Below are 13,948 nucleotides of genomic sequence, written 5' to 3' on the forward strand. Positions count from 1 at the left end.
GGAAAATAAAAATGAGACATCAACAAGGTGCTTCTTATATTGGGGTTTTAATTGCAATCGTGGGCTTTGCATTTCTTGCAAAAGTGGCGATTGCGGTGTGGGGACCATACTTCGATGATCGTATGGTAGATGGTGAGATTGAGGCGCTGTTAAAAAGTGCTCCAGCCAATATAACGCCAGAAACATTCCGTAAACAGATGAGTCAGCGTTTAGAAATGAATAATATTCGTGATCTGAAGTTTGACGAAATTGCCAAAGTCACCAATACCGATGGTTTACAGGTGCACAAGAATTATGAAATTCGTAAAAATTTCATAATGAATATCGATTTAGTGATGAAGTTTGAGAAAGAGTTTGATCAAAGCACAGTCAAAGCTAAATGATGAACGTCTTGCCAAACGGATCGGCTATCAGTTTAAACAGGCTGATTTGCTGAAACTGGCATTGACTCATCGTTCAGTCAGTCATAAACACAACTACGAGCGCCTGGAATTTCTGGGCGATTCTCTTTTAGGGATGATCATTGCGAATTATCTTTTTAATGCCTATCCGAGTGAAAACGAAGGCCGGTTGACGCGTATGCGTGCCACCTTGGTTCGTCAGGAAGCATTAGGAAAAATCGCCAATGATTTAAAACTGAGCCAGAATTTAATTCTCAGTACCGGTGAATTGAAATCTGGCGGTCATCATCGTGAGTCTATACTGGCAGATACGGTAGAAGCCATTATTGGTGCAATCTATGTCGACTGCGGTGATCTCACCGTGCTAGAGCCGATTGTGCTAAAATGGTACGAACCCTATTTAGATCATATTGAGCCGACAGATCAGCTTAAAGATCCTAAATCTCGCTTACAAGAGTATTTACAAGCACGTAAGAAACCTCTCCCAGTTTACGAGGTTGTAGATATTCAAGGTGATGCCCCCAATCAGCATTTTAAAGTGGAATGCCAGATTGCGGGATTACCGACAATGCAAGGCGAAGGCGCGAGTCGACGTTTTGCTGAACAAGCCGTTGCGGCGGATATTTTGAAACTTTTGGAGCATAAGTCTTAATGACTACTCATTCCGATCACATTGATGCTGATCACGAGTCGCAAAGCGACAGTCACGACCTTATTAGTCAATTTTTTAGTGCACAAGGCACCGAAATCCCATCGGATTATCGCAGTGGTTTTGTTGCCATTGTCGGTCGCCCGAATGTGGGTAAATCTACCTTAATGAACCATATTCTGGGTCAAAAACTTTCGATTACCTCACGTAAACCGCAAACCACACGTCATAAAATCGTGGGGATTGATTCACGTGAAAAATCTCAGGCGGTATTTGTCGATACCCCGGGGATGCATAAAAAAGAAGTCCGTGCCATCAATAAAATGATGAACCGTGCGGCACATTCGGCTTTGCGCGATGTGAACCTAGTTTTATTCGTGGTGGATGCACAAAAGTGGACGCCAAACGATGACCTAGTTCTGGAAAAGCTGAAAAATGCTGAAATGCCAGTGATTCTGGTGATCAACAAGCTCGATACTTTTGAAAACAAGAACGAAGCTTTGCCGCTGATTCGTGAACGCGAAAAGCTGATGAACTTTGCGGAAATCGTACCGGTATCTGCGCTTCGTGGTGCCAATCTTGAACATTTACGTGACACGATTGCCAAGTATCTTCCGTTCCAGCCACCACTATACTCACTGGATCAACTGACCGATCGTTCAGAGCGTTTCCTGGCGTCTGAAATTATCCGTGAAAAGATCATGCGTCAGCTGGGTGAAGAGCTTCCATACGATTTGACCGTTCAGATCGAATCATTCAAAACTGAAGAGCCGGTCTTGAATGAAAAAACGGGTCGTATGAAAGCTGCCTGTACCTATATTGATGCCACGATTTTTGTCGATCGTCCGAGCCAAAAAGCCATTGTGATTGGCGAGAAAGGTGTCAAACTGAAGAAAATCGGTATGGATGCGCGTCTCGACATGGAAAAAATGTTCGAGCAAAAAATCATGCTAACCCTTTGGGTGAAAGTCAAAGGTGGCTGGTCTGATGATGAGCGTGCATTAAAAAGCTTAGGTTATAGTGATATCTAAGCGATAAAAATTTGTAAGACCCTTTAAGGAATGCCGTGATGATAAAAGTGTTAGCAGTAGTTGTATGTGTTTTATTCCTGCAAGGCTGTATTCATAAAGTGGTCACGGTTCCTGTCAAGGTGGCTTATAAAACCACAAAAGTCGCAGTCAAAGGTACTGCGGCTGTTGTGGGTGCAGTGATCCCGGATGGGGATGACGAAGAAGATGATAAAAAATCAAAAAAAGATAAGGATTAAAGTACCCGCTTATGCGTAATGAAGTACTGCATGGCTATTTGATTCATCATCGTAAGTACCGTGAACGCAGTCATATTGTGCATTTATTTACCCAAGAATATGGCAGGGTAGATGGTATTCTCAGGCAAATGCCACCACCACAGTATCAGCCCATTCGCTTGCAGGCTTCAGGTAAATCCGAACTCAAAAATTTTACTAAACTGGAAATTGTCAATCAGCCGATTTTCTTTTTTGGCGATGCCTTTTTCTCGGGTTTTTATTTGAATGAAATCCTGTTACGGCTATGTCCTTTAGAAGTCGAAATGCCGCAAACTTTTGCCAAATATGCTGAGACCTTGACTGCATTACAGCAATTATCCGCACAATCCAATCCAAATTTATATTTAAAACAGATCTTGCGTCAGTTTGAGCATGTTCTGCTAGAAGAACTCGGTTATGGTCTGGATTTTTCAGTAGATGCCAATCAGGTGCAGATTAATCCTGAGCAACATTATTATTTTCAGCTCAATGCTGGCTTTATGCCATCGGCTAAGGCCTTGCGCTCCACTATGTCTGGTCAACAGATTTTAAGTATGTTGACGCATGAAAATGGTGGGGATTTTAATCCGGAACAGTTACAATTACTGACGAAACTATATCGACAGGTGATCACGGCTTTGCTCGGTGATCGACCATTAAAGAGTCGACAACTCTGGATTCAAAACTCTCAATCTCAATCGTAGTTAGGAGAAGATTATGGCTGCATTACTTGGTGTCAATATTGACCATGTCGCAACATTAAGACAAGCACGTGGTACGACGTACCCAGACCCAGTCAATGCTGCATTGATCTGCGAACAGGCAGGGGCAGAAGGCATTACCTTGCACTTGCGTGAAGACCGTCGTCACATTCAGGATGACGATGTACGTCGTATGGGTCCTGCGTTAAAAACCCGTATGAATCTTGAGTTGGCAGTGACTGATGAAATGATCGCCTTTGCCAAGGAAATCAAGCCTCAGCATGTTTGCTTTGTGCCTGAAAAACGTCAGGAAGTGACCACTGAGGGTGGTTTGGATGTCGTGGGTAATTTTGATGCTGTAAAAGCAGCAACTCAAGAGCTGGCAGCTATTGGTTGTGATGTATCTTTATTTATTGATGCTGATTTTGCACAAATTGATGCAGCAGTTGCTTGTGGTGCACCGACGATTGAGATTCACACAGGCGCGTATGCCGATGCAGAAACTCCAGAAGCGCAACAAGCGGAACTGGAACGCATTGTGAAAGGTGCTGAATATGCTGCATCTAAAGGTTTGGTGGTAAATGCGGGCCATGGCTTAAATTTGGATAACGTGACGCCGATTGCTGCGATTCCACAGATTCATGAGCTCAATATCGGTCATTCTTTAATTGCGGATGCGGTATTTGTTGGTCTGGCACAAGCGGTTCAGCAAATGAAAGCCGTGATTAAGTCAGCGCGTTAAGATTAGAGTAATTATGTCGAATATTAATTATGATGAACTGATGCAGCCGGTGATTGCTTTCCTCGGTTGTGAAACACCGCAAACATGGCTGGATATGGCGGTCGAAAATCTTGAAATCTTGATGCAAGATCATGCCAACTGTGAAAAAAAAGCAGCCAGCACGGCCATGAACCTGATGTTTCGCTATAGCTATTTTGTTGATCTACAGGTAAAGCTTGCACAGCTGGTGCGTGAAGAAATGCTGCATTATGAGCAAGTACTTGAATTGATGAACAAGCGCGGTCAGGCTTGGCAGAACTTGAGTGCAGGGCGTTATGCTGGTGGTTTGCGTAAGGAAATCCGCACTTTTGAGCCTGAAGCCTTGATTGATGTCTTGGTGATTGGTGCCTTTGTGGAAGCACGTTCCTGTGAGCGTTTCTACGCACTTGCTTCGCGTGTTGATGATGAGTTAGCACGTTACTACCGTTATCTGCTCAAGTCCGAATCTCGCCATTTTGAAGACTATCTGGCTTTGGCGATGGATGTGGCAACCACGGCGAAACTGAAAAATCCGAAAGAGGATATTCAGGAGCGAATCTTGCATATTCGTGAAGTTGAAAAACAGCTAATTCTCGCGCCTGATGAAACTTTCCGTTTTCATAGCGGTGTGCCGGCTCAAGCGGCTTAATCTCGGTGACAGCTTAAAAATCCTCCATCTATGGGGGATTTTTTATATCTCGAAATTTTAAAAGAGGGGTATTTATATATCGAGTTTTATGAGGGATTGAAAATAATTATTTATTTTAAATATTTGAAAATAACAAGCCGTCAAATTTTAAGTAATAAAAAAGCCCACTTCATTATGAGTGGGCTTTCTTGAATTTGGCTCTCCAACCTGGGCTCGAACCAGGGACCTGCGGATTAACAGTCCGTCGCTCTACCGACTGAGCTATTGGAGAATCTGAAAGCGATTATAGAGAGATTTTGACAGGGGTCAAGCAAAAATTATCATATTTATTATAAATACAGCCTGTCTGTTTTTAATTTAGGCAATTGCATAAATTTCACGAAAAATACTTGTCAGAATAAATTTCACTTGCTAGATTAAAACCATAAAGTCGTTTGACCAAATGGTCAAACAGTGTGGATTTAAACCTACTTGCCAGCACAAAAATGGCTAAACCGGAGACAGCGAATGAATACGCTCAGCATCCCTCAAATTTTCTCTCAACTGGCTTATTATCAAGAAAACTATCTGCAAATTATTGCTGATCCTGCACAGTATTATATCCCGGTTAAAGACGCTCATATCACGCTATGGCCCTTGGCGCAAAAATCACTTTATTTAGGTGATTTGCTGCAATTATGGTTTGCAGAAAAATGGTTGGTAGAAACTGAACGTCAATTTAACTTTGAAGTTTTCCTGAATGCAGACTATCTGAAAGAGCGAGACAAAGATCTTTATATCTATGCCATTTCTGGGAATCTTTTGACGGGAACCAATCAGTCTAAAGCGTGGCAAGCCTCAATAACACAAACACAAGATGTGGAATTAGCCAATGTTTCCAAGCATTATTTTGAGTTTCAAGGCTTAACTCGACCACGCTTGTCATTTGTTGAAGCGGGGCAGGCGAAAAGCAGTATTATTTAAATGAATTACCTGATGAGTTGTGCAGGCTAGCAATTTCATTCAGTCCGAATAATCATACAGGTCGCAGTGGCATGAGCATACAGGCGACCTTCTTCATCCAGAATCTGACCTTCAGAAATACCTAAATTTTTACTGAGATTAATTGATTTTCCTACGGCTTTCAGTGGCTGATTCTGAGGTATAGGGCGGCACATCTTTACATTCAGATCAATGGTGCCATAACCGACACCTGCTTCAAGTAAAGTATGAATCGCGCAGCCTGTCACGGTATCCAAAACGGTTGCAGCAAAACCACCATGGACGCCGCCAAGCGGATTTAAATGTCGATGATCAGCTTTGACCTTAAATTCTACATGTCCGCTTTCAATCACTGCTGGTTGCATCGACATGGTTTCGCTAATACTTGGGGCCGGGATTTTTTCATCACGCATCGCTTCCAGTAATGCTAAACCGCTCATTTCTTTTGGGTTCATTGTACTTTTCCTTTCATTATTCTTGAGTTATTGAGGTTTAATTCAAAATTGTGACATCGATAATAGCAATCTGGTATAGGAATGGCGGATTATTTTGTAAGAAGTGCATTGCCTGCACCTGAGTAAAATCATTTTTATAAAAAATAAGAAATAGAATAATTTATGGCACGATACTGGTATACATTTCTAATGAAATATCTCAGATCTAAATAATCTGCCAAAAAAAACGAATCTTATAAAAGAATTAAAAAATCGAGTGATAGGGTGATGAAACAGTTTCTGCATCTTTGGGTGCCTATTTTTCTCAGTAATGCCATTATTATGCTCAGTAGTTTGTTCGACGTGATTTTTCTATCACATTTTTCACCTCAGCATGTGGCTGCATTGGCAGTCTGTTTGTCTGTTTATTCTTTGTGCTTTGTGACGGGTATTGGGGTGTTACAGGGCATGATGCAAGAGCTGGCAGAAGCCAATGGACGTCAGGATTATGCGGATATACAACGTATCGTGAAGCAAAGTATTTTGATTGTACTGGTGATTTCTGCTGTTGCGATGTACTTGTTTAATCATGCGACTCCTTTACTTTATTTTTTAAAGGCAGATGCGGCCTTACAGGCATTGATTGTGCCATGTCTGTGGCTGTTGGCTTGGACGATTCCAGCGCATTTATTGTTGCGTATTTTATATATTTTCACCCAAGCCTGTGGGCAGGCTAAGCGTGTGTTTTACGCCAATATGATCTATTTACTGCTCAAAGTGGCTTTGGCTTATGTCTTGATTTATGGCATTGAGGGTTATGTTACAAGCTATGGGGTTGAAGGTGCATTCATGGCACATTTAATTGTGCAGTGGGTACTGTTGTTTGTTTACTATTTTTTCTTCCTTGAGCAGAAGTTAAAGATCCAGTGGTCTGGTGTTTTCTTTCACTGGCAGACTTTGTTGAAAATTTTAAAAATTGGATTGCCCAATGCGGTGGTGACTTTTGTGGATGTATTTGCCATCAGCGCGATTGCTTTGCTGATCTTGCCTTTGGGTGACATTGTAGTGAATGCACATTAGGTGATGCTTGGTTTATTGGGCCTGATGTTTATGTTGCCGATGTCGATGGCATCCGCCTTCGGTATTTTGGTGTCGACTCAAATTGGTGCGGAGCAGATTGATGCTGCATGGCAACTCAGTAAGCGGGCACTGATGGCTGTGATGCTAATAGCTATCGTTGTCGTGTTGACTATTTGGGGCTTAGATAGTTGGATTGTGGGGTTATTTAGCAATGATGCGCAGGTGATTGCATTAGCCTTGGCATTGATTCTGTTAATGTGTTGGATGCATATCTTTGATGCGCTACTGGTGATTAGTTTGGCAATGCTACGTTGCTGGCAAGAAATTGTCAGACCGATGTTTATTTTTATCAGTACCGTGCTGGTCGTGGGCTTAGGTGGTGGTTGGTATGTGACGTATCATCCAATGACACTGTTCAATTGGCAAAGCAATGCATTGGGGATTCATGGTTTTTGGTGGATGTTGAGTATTGCGTACACGATTGCAGCAAGTCTATGTTTTGTTTGTTTGCTCATTAAATACTTGAGCTATAAGCGAATACGACTCACTGTTTAATACATGTTGAAGAACATAAAAAAACCCGCGAAATTCGCGGGTTTTTTTATCTAGGAAGCTAGATTATTTTGCAGCTTTTTCAGCTTCGATTGAAGCAATCGCAGCATCAACGCCTTCGATAGAATCAGCAGCTTTCTTGATACGAGCAAGGGCATCTACCAGTACTTCGTCAGCAGTAGCGTAAGAGATACGCATAAAACCGCCAAGACCGAATGCATCGCCAGGAACCACTGCAACGCCAGTTTCTTCCAGTAACCATGCAGAGAATTCTGTGCAAGATTTAAGACCTTTGGCACGAATCAACGGTTTGATGTTGGCATATGCATAGAATGCGCCATCAGCAGGCAAGCAAGAAATACCGTGAATATCATTCAAGCCTTTCACAACTAGGTCATGACGACGTTTGAATGCTTCAATCATTGGTTCAAGAACGTCTTGAGGACCATTCAATGCAGCTTCAGCAGCAACTTGCGAAATAGAAGTTGGGTTAGAAGTTGATTGAGACTGGATCTTTTTCATTGCACCAATCAGTTTAGCAGGGCCCGCTGCGTAGCCGATACGCCAGCCAGTCATTGCATAAGCTTTAGACACACCGTTTAACACAATCGTGCGGTCATAAAGGTCTGGAGCAACAGTTGCGATGTTGTAGAACTCGTCATCCCAACGGATTGGTTCATACATGTCGTCAGATGCGATAAATACTTCTGGGTATTTACGAAGTACGCCAGCCAGCGCTTCAAGCTCAGCTTTAGTGTAGATCATACCTGTAGGGTTAGATGGGCTGTTCAATACCACTAGACGTGTTTTGTCCGTGATTGCAGCTTCTAATTGTTCAGGGGTGATTTTGAAGCGTTGTTCTTCACCACATTTCACAATAACTGGTACGCCTTCAGCGATGATCACCATGTCCGGGTAGCTTACCCAGAAGGGTGCAGGAATAATCACTTCATCACCTTTGTTTAACAAAGCAAGTGCCAAGTTAAAGAATGATTGCTTACCACCACAAGAAACCAGAATCTGGTTTGCTGCATAGTCTAGGTTATTGTCGCGTTTGAATTTAGCAATAATGGCTTTTTTAAGACCTGGCGTACCGTCAACAGCGGTGTATTTGGTGAAACCGTTGTTAATCGCTGCAATTGCTGCATCTTTGATGTGTTGAGGGGTATCAAAATCTGGTTCACCTGCGCCCAAACCAATCACGTTGTGACCTGCAGCTTTTAATTCAGCAGCTTTGTTGGTCACAGCAAGCGTAGGGGACGGTTTGATGGCATTCACACGATCAGAGAGACGTACGTCCACGGCAGTATTCCTTCTTATAGGGATTAAAAAATAAAAAGCACATTATCTTAGCCTAAAATGGTGCAGATAGGGCAAAAGAATTTGGAAAACTTTAAGGAAAAAATGGTGTATTGGCCGAACTTTATCTTGAATTTCGATGCGCTGGAAGCAGGCAAGGGGAGACTTTTTACATCTCGGTCATGCATACGAATGCATGAAATATAAAATAAAAATGGCCACTTTAAAGTGACCATTTTGTGTTGTTGATGTTGTGGTTACGCACTAAAGCGTGACAAATCTTCGTCCGGGCGTGCTGTTAAAATTTCCGCGCCGGTTTTGGTCACCAGAATCGTATGTTCATATTGTGCCGATAATGAATGATCTTTGGTGACCACTGTCCATTTATCACCGAGTAATTTGGTTTTCCAGTCGCCGCCATTGACCATTGGCTCAATGGTAAAGGTCATGCCTTCTTCAAGCACCATGCCAGTATCTGGTTGACCATAATGCAGCACTTGCGGTTCGTCATGGAAAGTCGTACCAATACCGTGACCACAATATTCACGTACCACGCCAAAACGCTCAGATTCAACATACTGCTGAATGGCATGACCAATATCGCCAATAGTTGAACCCGGTTTTACAGTTTCAATACCCCGGTACATAGCTTCTTGCGCTACCTTACATAGACGGTTGGCAAGAATAGTGGTTTCACCACCCACGATATACATCATGTTGGTGTCACCATGGTAGCCATCTTTAATCACGGTCACATCAATGTTCAGGATGTCGCCTTTTTTCAATTTTTTACTGTCTGATGGAATGCCGTGACACACCACATGGTTCACAGAAGTGCAAATAGTATGTTGGAAGGCAGGTCGACCCGGTGCAGCGCCATAGCCTAAGCATGCTGGAATCGCCTGTTGTTGATTGACAATATAGTCATGACAAATCGTATCAAGTTCCAGAGTGGTGACACCCGGAACAATATGCGGTTTGATCATATCCAAAACTTCTGCCGCCAGTCGCCCTGCCACACGCATTTTTTCAATTTCGTCAGGGGTTTTGATGAGTCGACGTGGAGCTTGATAAGTGTTGTTCATGATCTCTAAAAACTTTTGGAAATTTGTGTGTGACTATGGTATAAATAGCCGCCCATTTTATCAAATGCTTTTTCGTGAATAAATTTCACGGGCTTTGTGCGATGAGGCAAAAAATCCGCACATATATCGACACATTACTCTGGGTGCCCTTTAGGGTGGAGAATGCGGGTATATGGAGGCCTAACCCAAACTTTAAGGTAAAGAAAATGGCAGATTACAACGTAAGCATGCGCGACCTTCTTCAAGCTGGCGCGCACTTTGGTCACCAAACTCGTTTCTGGAATCCAAAGATGCGTGATTACATCTTTGGTGCGCGTAACAAAATTCACATCATCAACCTTGAGCACACTGTTCCTGCGTTAAATGATGCTTTGAACTTTGCTAACAACTTGGCTAGCAAAAAGAACAAAGTTTTGTTCGTTGGTACTAAACGTGCAGCTTCTGCGATCATCCGTGAACAAGCTCAACGCGCTGGTCAACCATATGTAGATCACCGCTGGTTAGGTGGTATGTTGACGAACTGGAAAACACTTCGCCAATCTATCAACCGTTTAAAAGACCTTCAAACTCAATCTCAAGACGGTACTTTCGCTAAGCTGACTAAACGTGAAGCTCTAGAGCGTACTCGTGAGATGGAAAAACTTGAGCGTGGCTTAGGCGGCGTTAAAAACATGGGTGGTTTACCTGACGCATTATTCGTAATCGATGTTGATCACGAAGCGATTGCAATCAAAGAAGCTAAGAACCTTGGTATTCCTGTAATCGGTATCGTTGATACAAACTCTAACCCAGACAACGTAGACTACGTTATCCCGGGTAACGATGATGCGATCCGTGCAGTAACACTTTATGCTTCTGCTATGGCTGATGCGATTCTTGCTGGTAAAGAATATGCTCAATCACAAGCAAATGCACAAGCTAAAGCAGAAGAAGCTCCAGCTTCTGAGGCTTAATGCGTTTGACGCTAGCTTGTCATTTTTGCGACATGTGATGGTGGCAAAGTAAGCGTTATGTATGCAGGCGGCCCATGAGAACTCCTCTGGGCCGTTTCTGTTCTAAAAAGAATTCATTTTCTACCGAATTTAGGAGATAAACATGACTGCAGTTACAGCAAGCATGGTTAAAGAATTGCGCGATCGTACTGGTCTTGCAATGATGGAATGTAAAAAAGCTTTGACAGAAGCGGGCGGCGACGTTGAACTAGCGATCGACAACCTACGTAAATCTGGTCAAGCTAAAGCTGCTAAAAAAGCAGGTAACATTGCTGCTGACGGCGCAATCACAATTGCTCAAGACGGCAACAAAGCACTTCTTCTAGAAGTTAACTGTCAAACTGACTTCGTTGCAAAAGACGAAAACTTTGCTGGTTTCTCTGCGAAAGTTGCTGCTGCTGCACTTGCTGCAAACGTAACTGATCCTGCTCAAATCGCTGAATTGAAACTAGAAGATGGTGCAACTGTTGAAGAAGCGCGTATCGCTCTTGTTCAAAAGATCGGTGAAAACATCCAAGTACGTCGTGCGAAAATTGTTGAAGGCGAAAACCTTGCAGTTTACAAACACGGTCTTAAAATCGGTGTTGTTGTTTCTTACACTGGTGATGAAGCTACAGGTAAAGGTTTGGCAATGCACGTTGCTGCGTTCAACCCAGTTGCTGTAAATGCTGAAGGCGTTTCTGCTGAGCTTATCGCGAAAGAGAAAGAAATTGCTGAAGCGAAAGCACTTGAATCAGGCAAGCCAGCAAACATCGTTGAGAAGATGGTTGTAGGTTCTGTTGAGAAATACTTGAATGAAGTTGTGCTTGAGCGTCAAATGTACGTAATCGACAACGACAAGAAAGTTGCAGACGTTCTTAAAGCAACTGGTACTACAGTTGCAAACTTCGTTCGTTTCGAAGTTGGTGAAGGCATTGAGAAAAAAGCAGAAATGAGCTTCGCTGAAGAAGTTGCTGCTGCTCAAGCTGCTGCAAAATAATTCCTGAGGAATTAGAAAAAGCCCTATCTGATTGATGGGGCTTTTTTATGTTGATTTATTCTTCATCAGCAATTCAAGAATAGGATTTGGGTTTCTCCATAGAACTCAGATAATGTATTCATCATTTAATAAAAAAGTTATAAAAATGCCAAATAAAACCAATCTGAGCATCGGTGCAGTCATTGCACTGTTGATTGCTGCTTATCTGGGCCTGGATTTACAACAATCCCAACCACTTATTCCATCCGCATCTGATACTACAACTGAAACGCTTGATTCAGAGCCTAACTTAGTACCGTCTCAAAAGACTGATGATCTGGATCGAATTGCACGGGCGTTTCAACATCGCCAGAGTGATCTACAGGTCCGTTCAAGCGGGCAGGTGGTTGCTGTTTTACCAGATGATCATGAAGGATCGCGTCATCAAAAGTTCATCCTCGAGTTACCAAATGGCCAAACTATACTGGTTGCACATAATATCGATCTGGCACCGCGTATTCAGAATATTCAAAAACAGGATCAGGTCGAGTTTTATGGAGAATATGAATACAGTGACAACGGGGGGGTGATTCACTGGACGCATCATGACCCTGCACGAAAACATGTCGCTGGCTGGTTAAAACATCAAGGAAGAACCTATCAATAAGGTTCTTCCGAGTGGATAAATCGAATATAGCGTTTAAATGCTCATAATTGCGCTGTTATGGCGTGATTTCCAGTTCGGTAGGATTTTACCTAAATAGGCATCCATGCACCAAATTGGGCCAATGAGGAGGAATTGGAGGTCTTTGAAGAATGAAGGCTTTTTACCTTCCACTTTGTGCCCATAAAATTGGCCAATCCAGGCCAAGGCAAACAGGGCAATAAAGAAACCGGTACCGACTGGCAGAATCCAGATGAGCCAGGCCATGACCAAAGTCAACGTAGCCATCGCTACTGCCAAAACAAGATCTAGGCGTGCATAGAAGATAAAAGCCAAAACCAGTAGCAGGGTAGTCAGCAAAGCGCTGAAATGCGCCAGAATGCCAATAATCGAAAAATAGATGGTCGGTACGCAAACCCAGTGAATTAGCTTGTTGGTTTTATTTTGATGGCTGTCGCTATATTCATCAAACCATTCAGATATTGTTTTCATTCTTCGCTCCATTCCATGAACATGTTTTTGCTTATCTGGAAATATAAAGCAGAATCCGGATATGGTCAAAAGTTAATCATGCAAGCGAGCGAATTTTATCAGGCAGGATGAGCCTACCAAAATTTTCTTGAAAGAACTTTAAGATAGGGCTGAGCAGGAGCGTTTATATTCTTCTAGAAAATGAGCACAATAAAAAAGCCACATTGCTGTGGCTTTTGTTAAATGTGTTGCAGGTCAAATCTTAAGAATTTGGTCCAGCGACACGTTCAATACTGACTTTTGCAGTACCTGCACTGGTAATACCCAACTGTTTCGCAGCACCGTAAGATAAATCAACAACACGGTTACCATGGAAAGGACCGCGGTCATTTACTTTAACCACGACGCTCTTGCCATTATTACGGTTGGTTACGCGAATATAGCAGTTCAATGGCAGGCTACGATGAGCAGCTGTCATTGCGTTCATGTCAAAGGTTTCACCGCTTGCGGTTTTACGGCCGTGGAATTGACGACCATACCAAGACGCTGTACCTGTCTGACTGAATTTACGTACAGTATTAGAAGCCACTGTATTCAGTTTTTCAATCACTGAAGGCTCTTCTGCAGGAAGTTCAATTTTCGCTGCAATGGTTTCACGGCGAACTTTATCGCCAGAACGCTCAGTGATTGAAAGGCTGTTCAAATTTGTGAAATTTGAATTGAAGCTTTGAGCTTCTTTATTGAGTACTCGCGTTGCAAGACGCGAATTATCATTTTCATTGGTGAATGAAGATGACGGAACCATATCTGCCTGCGATTGCGTCAGCGTGACGATCGTGGCAATGGCCATAAAAGACTTCAAAATTGAAGAATGCATCGAATCAACTCCTAACAGCATATCTATTGGTTGTTCATAAATGGCTGAAAAACCATGTAAACATGCCTGATATTTAACTTATGCAACTACATTTAACGAAATGGATAATA

At 42.6% G+C, this 13,948-nt stretch carries 18 protein-coding genes and 1 tRNA gene; 13 read left to right on the plus strand and 6 right to left on the minus strand.

What is annotated here, in order from left to right; translation table 11 throughout:
• Window positions 1–11 precede the first annotated feature (11 nt).
• From NI470_RS00925 to NI470_RS00955, 7 genes are read left to right on the plus strand one after another with little or no spacing between them, the layout of a single operon-like run.
• Complete coding sequence (locus NI470_RS00925; RefSeq protein WP_253147579.1) at window positions 12–383, plus strand: DUF4845 domain-containing protein; 372 nt, start codon at window positions 12–14, stop codon at window positions 381–383.
• Entirely contained in the window at window positions 355–1,053 is a 699-nt protein-coding gene (rnc, locus tag NI470_RS00930; protein ID WP_004279062.1) for a ribonuclease III, read from the plus strand. Before NI470_RS00925 ends, rnc begins: the two co-directional genes overlap by 29 nt.
• The gene (gene era / locus NI470_RS00935) at window positions 1,053–2,081 is read left to right on the plus strand and encodes a GTPase Era (protein ID WP_004279061.1); all 1,029 of its coding nucleotides are present in this window, start codon (window positions 1,053–1,055) and stop codon (window positions 2,079–2,081) included. The genes rnc and era overlap by 1 nt, the downstream gene beginning before the upstream one ends.
• Window positions 2,082–2,119: 38 nt before the next feature.
• The gene (locus NI470_RS00940) at window positions 2,120–2,317 is read left to right on the plus strand and encodes an NF038104 family lipoprotein (RefSeq protein ID WP_005263469.1); all 198 of its coding nucleotides are present in this window, start codon (window positions 2,120–2,122) and stop codon (window positions 2,315–2,317) included.
• Between the two features lie 11 nt (window positions 2,318–2,328).
• Window positions 2,329–3,039, plus strand: coding sequence for a DNA repair protein RecO (gene recO / locus NI470_RS00945; RefSeq protein WP_005263466.1), 711 nt, complete (start codon window positions 2,329–2,331; stop codon window positions 3,037–3,039).
• A gap of 13 nt (window positions 3,040–3,052) precedes the next feature.
• A complete protein-coding gene (gene pdxJ / locus NI470_RS00950) occupies window positions 3,053–3,778 on the plus strand; it encodes a pyridoxine 5'-phosphate synthase (protein WP_253147578.1) in 726 nt (241 codons plus the stop codon).
• Between the two features lie 13 nt (window positions 3,779–3,791).
• Window positions 3,792–4,445 (plus strand): MiaE family protein, encoded by a 654-nt coding sequence (locus NI470_RS00955; RefSeq protein WP_253147577.1) that lies wholly within the window; start codon window positions 3,792–3,794, stop codon window positions 4,443–4,445.
• Window positions 4,446–4,640: 195 nt separating this feature from the next.
• Here the strand turns inward: NI470_RS00955 and NI470_RS00960 are convergent.
• Window positions 4,641–4,716, minus strand: a tRNA-Asn gene (locus tag NI470_RS00960).
• A gap of 236 nt (window positions 4,717–4,952) precedes the next feature.
• On the opposite strand from NI470_RS00960, the gene NI470_RS00965 reads away from it, so the two are divergent.
• Window positions 4,953–5,408 (plus strand): hypothetical protein, encoded by a 456-nt coding sequence (locus NI470_RS00965; RefSeq protein WP_004731657.1) that lies wholly within the window; start codon window positions 4,953–4,955, stop codon window positions 5,406–5,408.
• A 35-nt stretch (window positions 5,409–5,443) separates the two neighbouring features.
• Here the strand turns inward: NI470_RS00965 and NI470_RS00970 are convergent, their stop codons facing one another.
• Window positions 5,444–5,881 (minus strand): PaaI family thioesterase, encoded by a 438-nt coding sequence (locus tag NI470_RS00970; RefSeq protein WP_004279054.1) that lies wholly within the window; start codon window positions 5,879–5,881, stop codon window positions 5,444–5,446.
• A 267-nt stretch (window positions 5,882–6,148) separates the two neighbouring features.
• Here NI470_RS00970 and NI470_RS00975 point away from each other — a divergent pair, with 267 nt between their 5' ends.
• Together NI470_RS00975 and NI470_RS00980 are read left to right on the plus strand one after the other, a co-directional pair.
• A complete protein-coding gene (locus tag NI470_RS00975; RefSeq protein WP_253147576.1) occupies window positions 6,149–6,940 on the plus strand; it encodes an MATE family efflux transporter in 792 nt (263 codons plus the stop codon).
• Window positions 6,941–6,943: 3 nt separating this feature from the next.
• On the plus strand, window positions 6,944–7,495 hold the full coding sequence (locus NI470_RS00980) for an MATE family efflux transporter (RefSeq protein WP_253147575.1): 552 nt from the start codon (window positions 6,944–6,946) through the stop codon (window positions 7,493–7,495).
• Between the two features lie 63 nt (window positions 7,496–7,558).
• On the opposite strand, the gene NI470_RS00985 is transcribed toward NI470_RS00980, so the two are convergent.
• Together NI470_RS00985 and map are read right to left on the minus strand one after the other, a co-directional pair.
• Window positions 7,559–8,794, minus strand: a complete 1,236-nt coding sequence (locus tag NI470_RS00985) for a pyridoxal phosphate-dependent aminotransferase (protein ID WP_004279052.1) — start codon at window positions 8,792–8,794, stop codon at window positions 7,559–7,561.
• Window positions 8,795–9,048: 254 nt separating this feature from the next.
• Window positions 9,049–9,876, minus strand: a complete 828-nt coding sequence (gene map, locus NI470_RS00990) for a type I methionyl aminopeptidase (RefSeq protein ID WP_114540898.1) — start codon at window positions 9,874–9,876, stop codon at window positions 9,049–9,051.
• Window positions 9,877–10,082: 206 nt separating this feature from the next.
• Between map and rpsB the strand changes: the two genes are divergently transcribed.
• From rpsB to NI470_RS01005, 3 genes are all read left to right on the plus strand, one after another.
• Window positions 10,083–10,829 (plus strand): 30S ribosomal protein S2, encoded by a 747-nt coding sequence (rpsB, locus tag NI470_RS00995; protein ID WP_004279050.1) that lies wholly within the window; start codon window positions 10,083–10,085, stop codon window positions 10,827–10,829.
• A gap of 142 nt (window positions 10,830–10,971) precedes the next feature.
• Window positions 10,972–11,847: a translation elongation factor Ts gene (gene tsf, locus NI470_RS01000; RefSeq protein ID WP_004279049.1), complete on the plus strand. Its 876-nt coding sequence runs from the start codon at window positions 10,972–10,974 to the stop codon at window positions 11,845–11,847.
• A 145-nt stretch (window positions 11,848–11,992) separates the two neighbouring features.
• A complete protein-coding gene (locus tag NI470_RS01005; protein ID WP_253147574.1) occupies window positions 11,993–12,493 on the plus strand; it encodes a DUF3465 domain-containing protein in 501 nt (166 codons plus the stop codon).
• 33 nt (window positions 12,494–12,526) lie between these two features.
• Here NI470_RS01005 and NI470_RS01010 read toward each other — a convergent pair whose 3' ends face one another.
• A complete protein-coding gene (locus NI470_RS01010) occupies window positions 12,527–12,982 on the minus strand; it encodes an Mpo1 family 2-hydroxy fatty acid dioxygenase (RefSeq protein ID WP_004731650.1) in 456 nt (151 codons plus the stop codon).
• Between the two features lie 241 nt (window positions 12,983–13,223).
• A complete protein-coding gene (locus NI470_RS01015; protein ID WP_004279046.1) occupies window positions 13,224–13,838 on the minus strand; it encodes a septal ring lytic transglycosylase RlpA family protein in 615 nt (204 codons plus the stop codon).
• Window positions 13,839–13,948 lie beyond the last annotated feature (110 nt).

Origin of the sequence: Acinetobacter lwoffii, from assembly GCF_024129115.1 — a bacterium.
Classification (GTDB): Bacteria; Pseudomonadota; Gammaproteobacteria; order Pseudomonadales; family Moraxellaceae; genus Acinetobacter; species Acinetobacter lwoffii_T.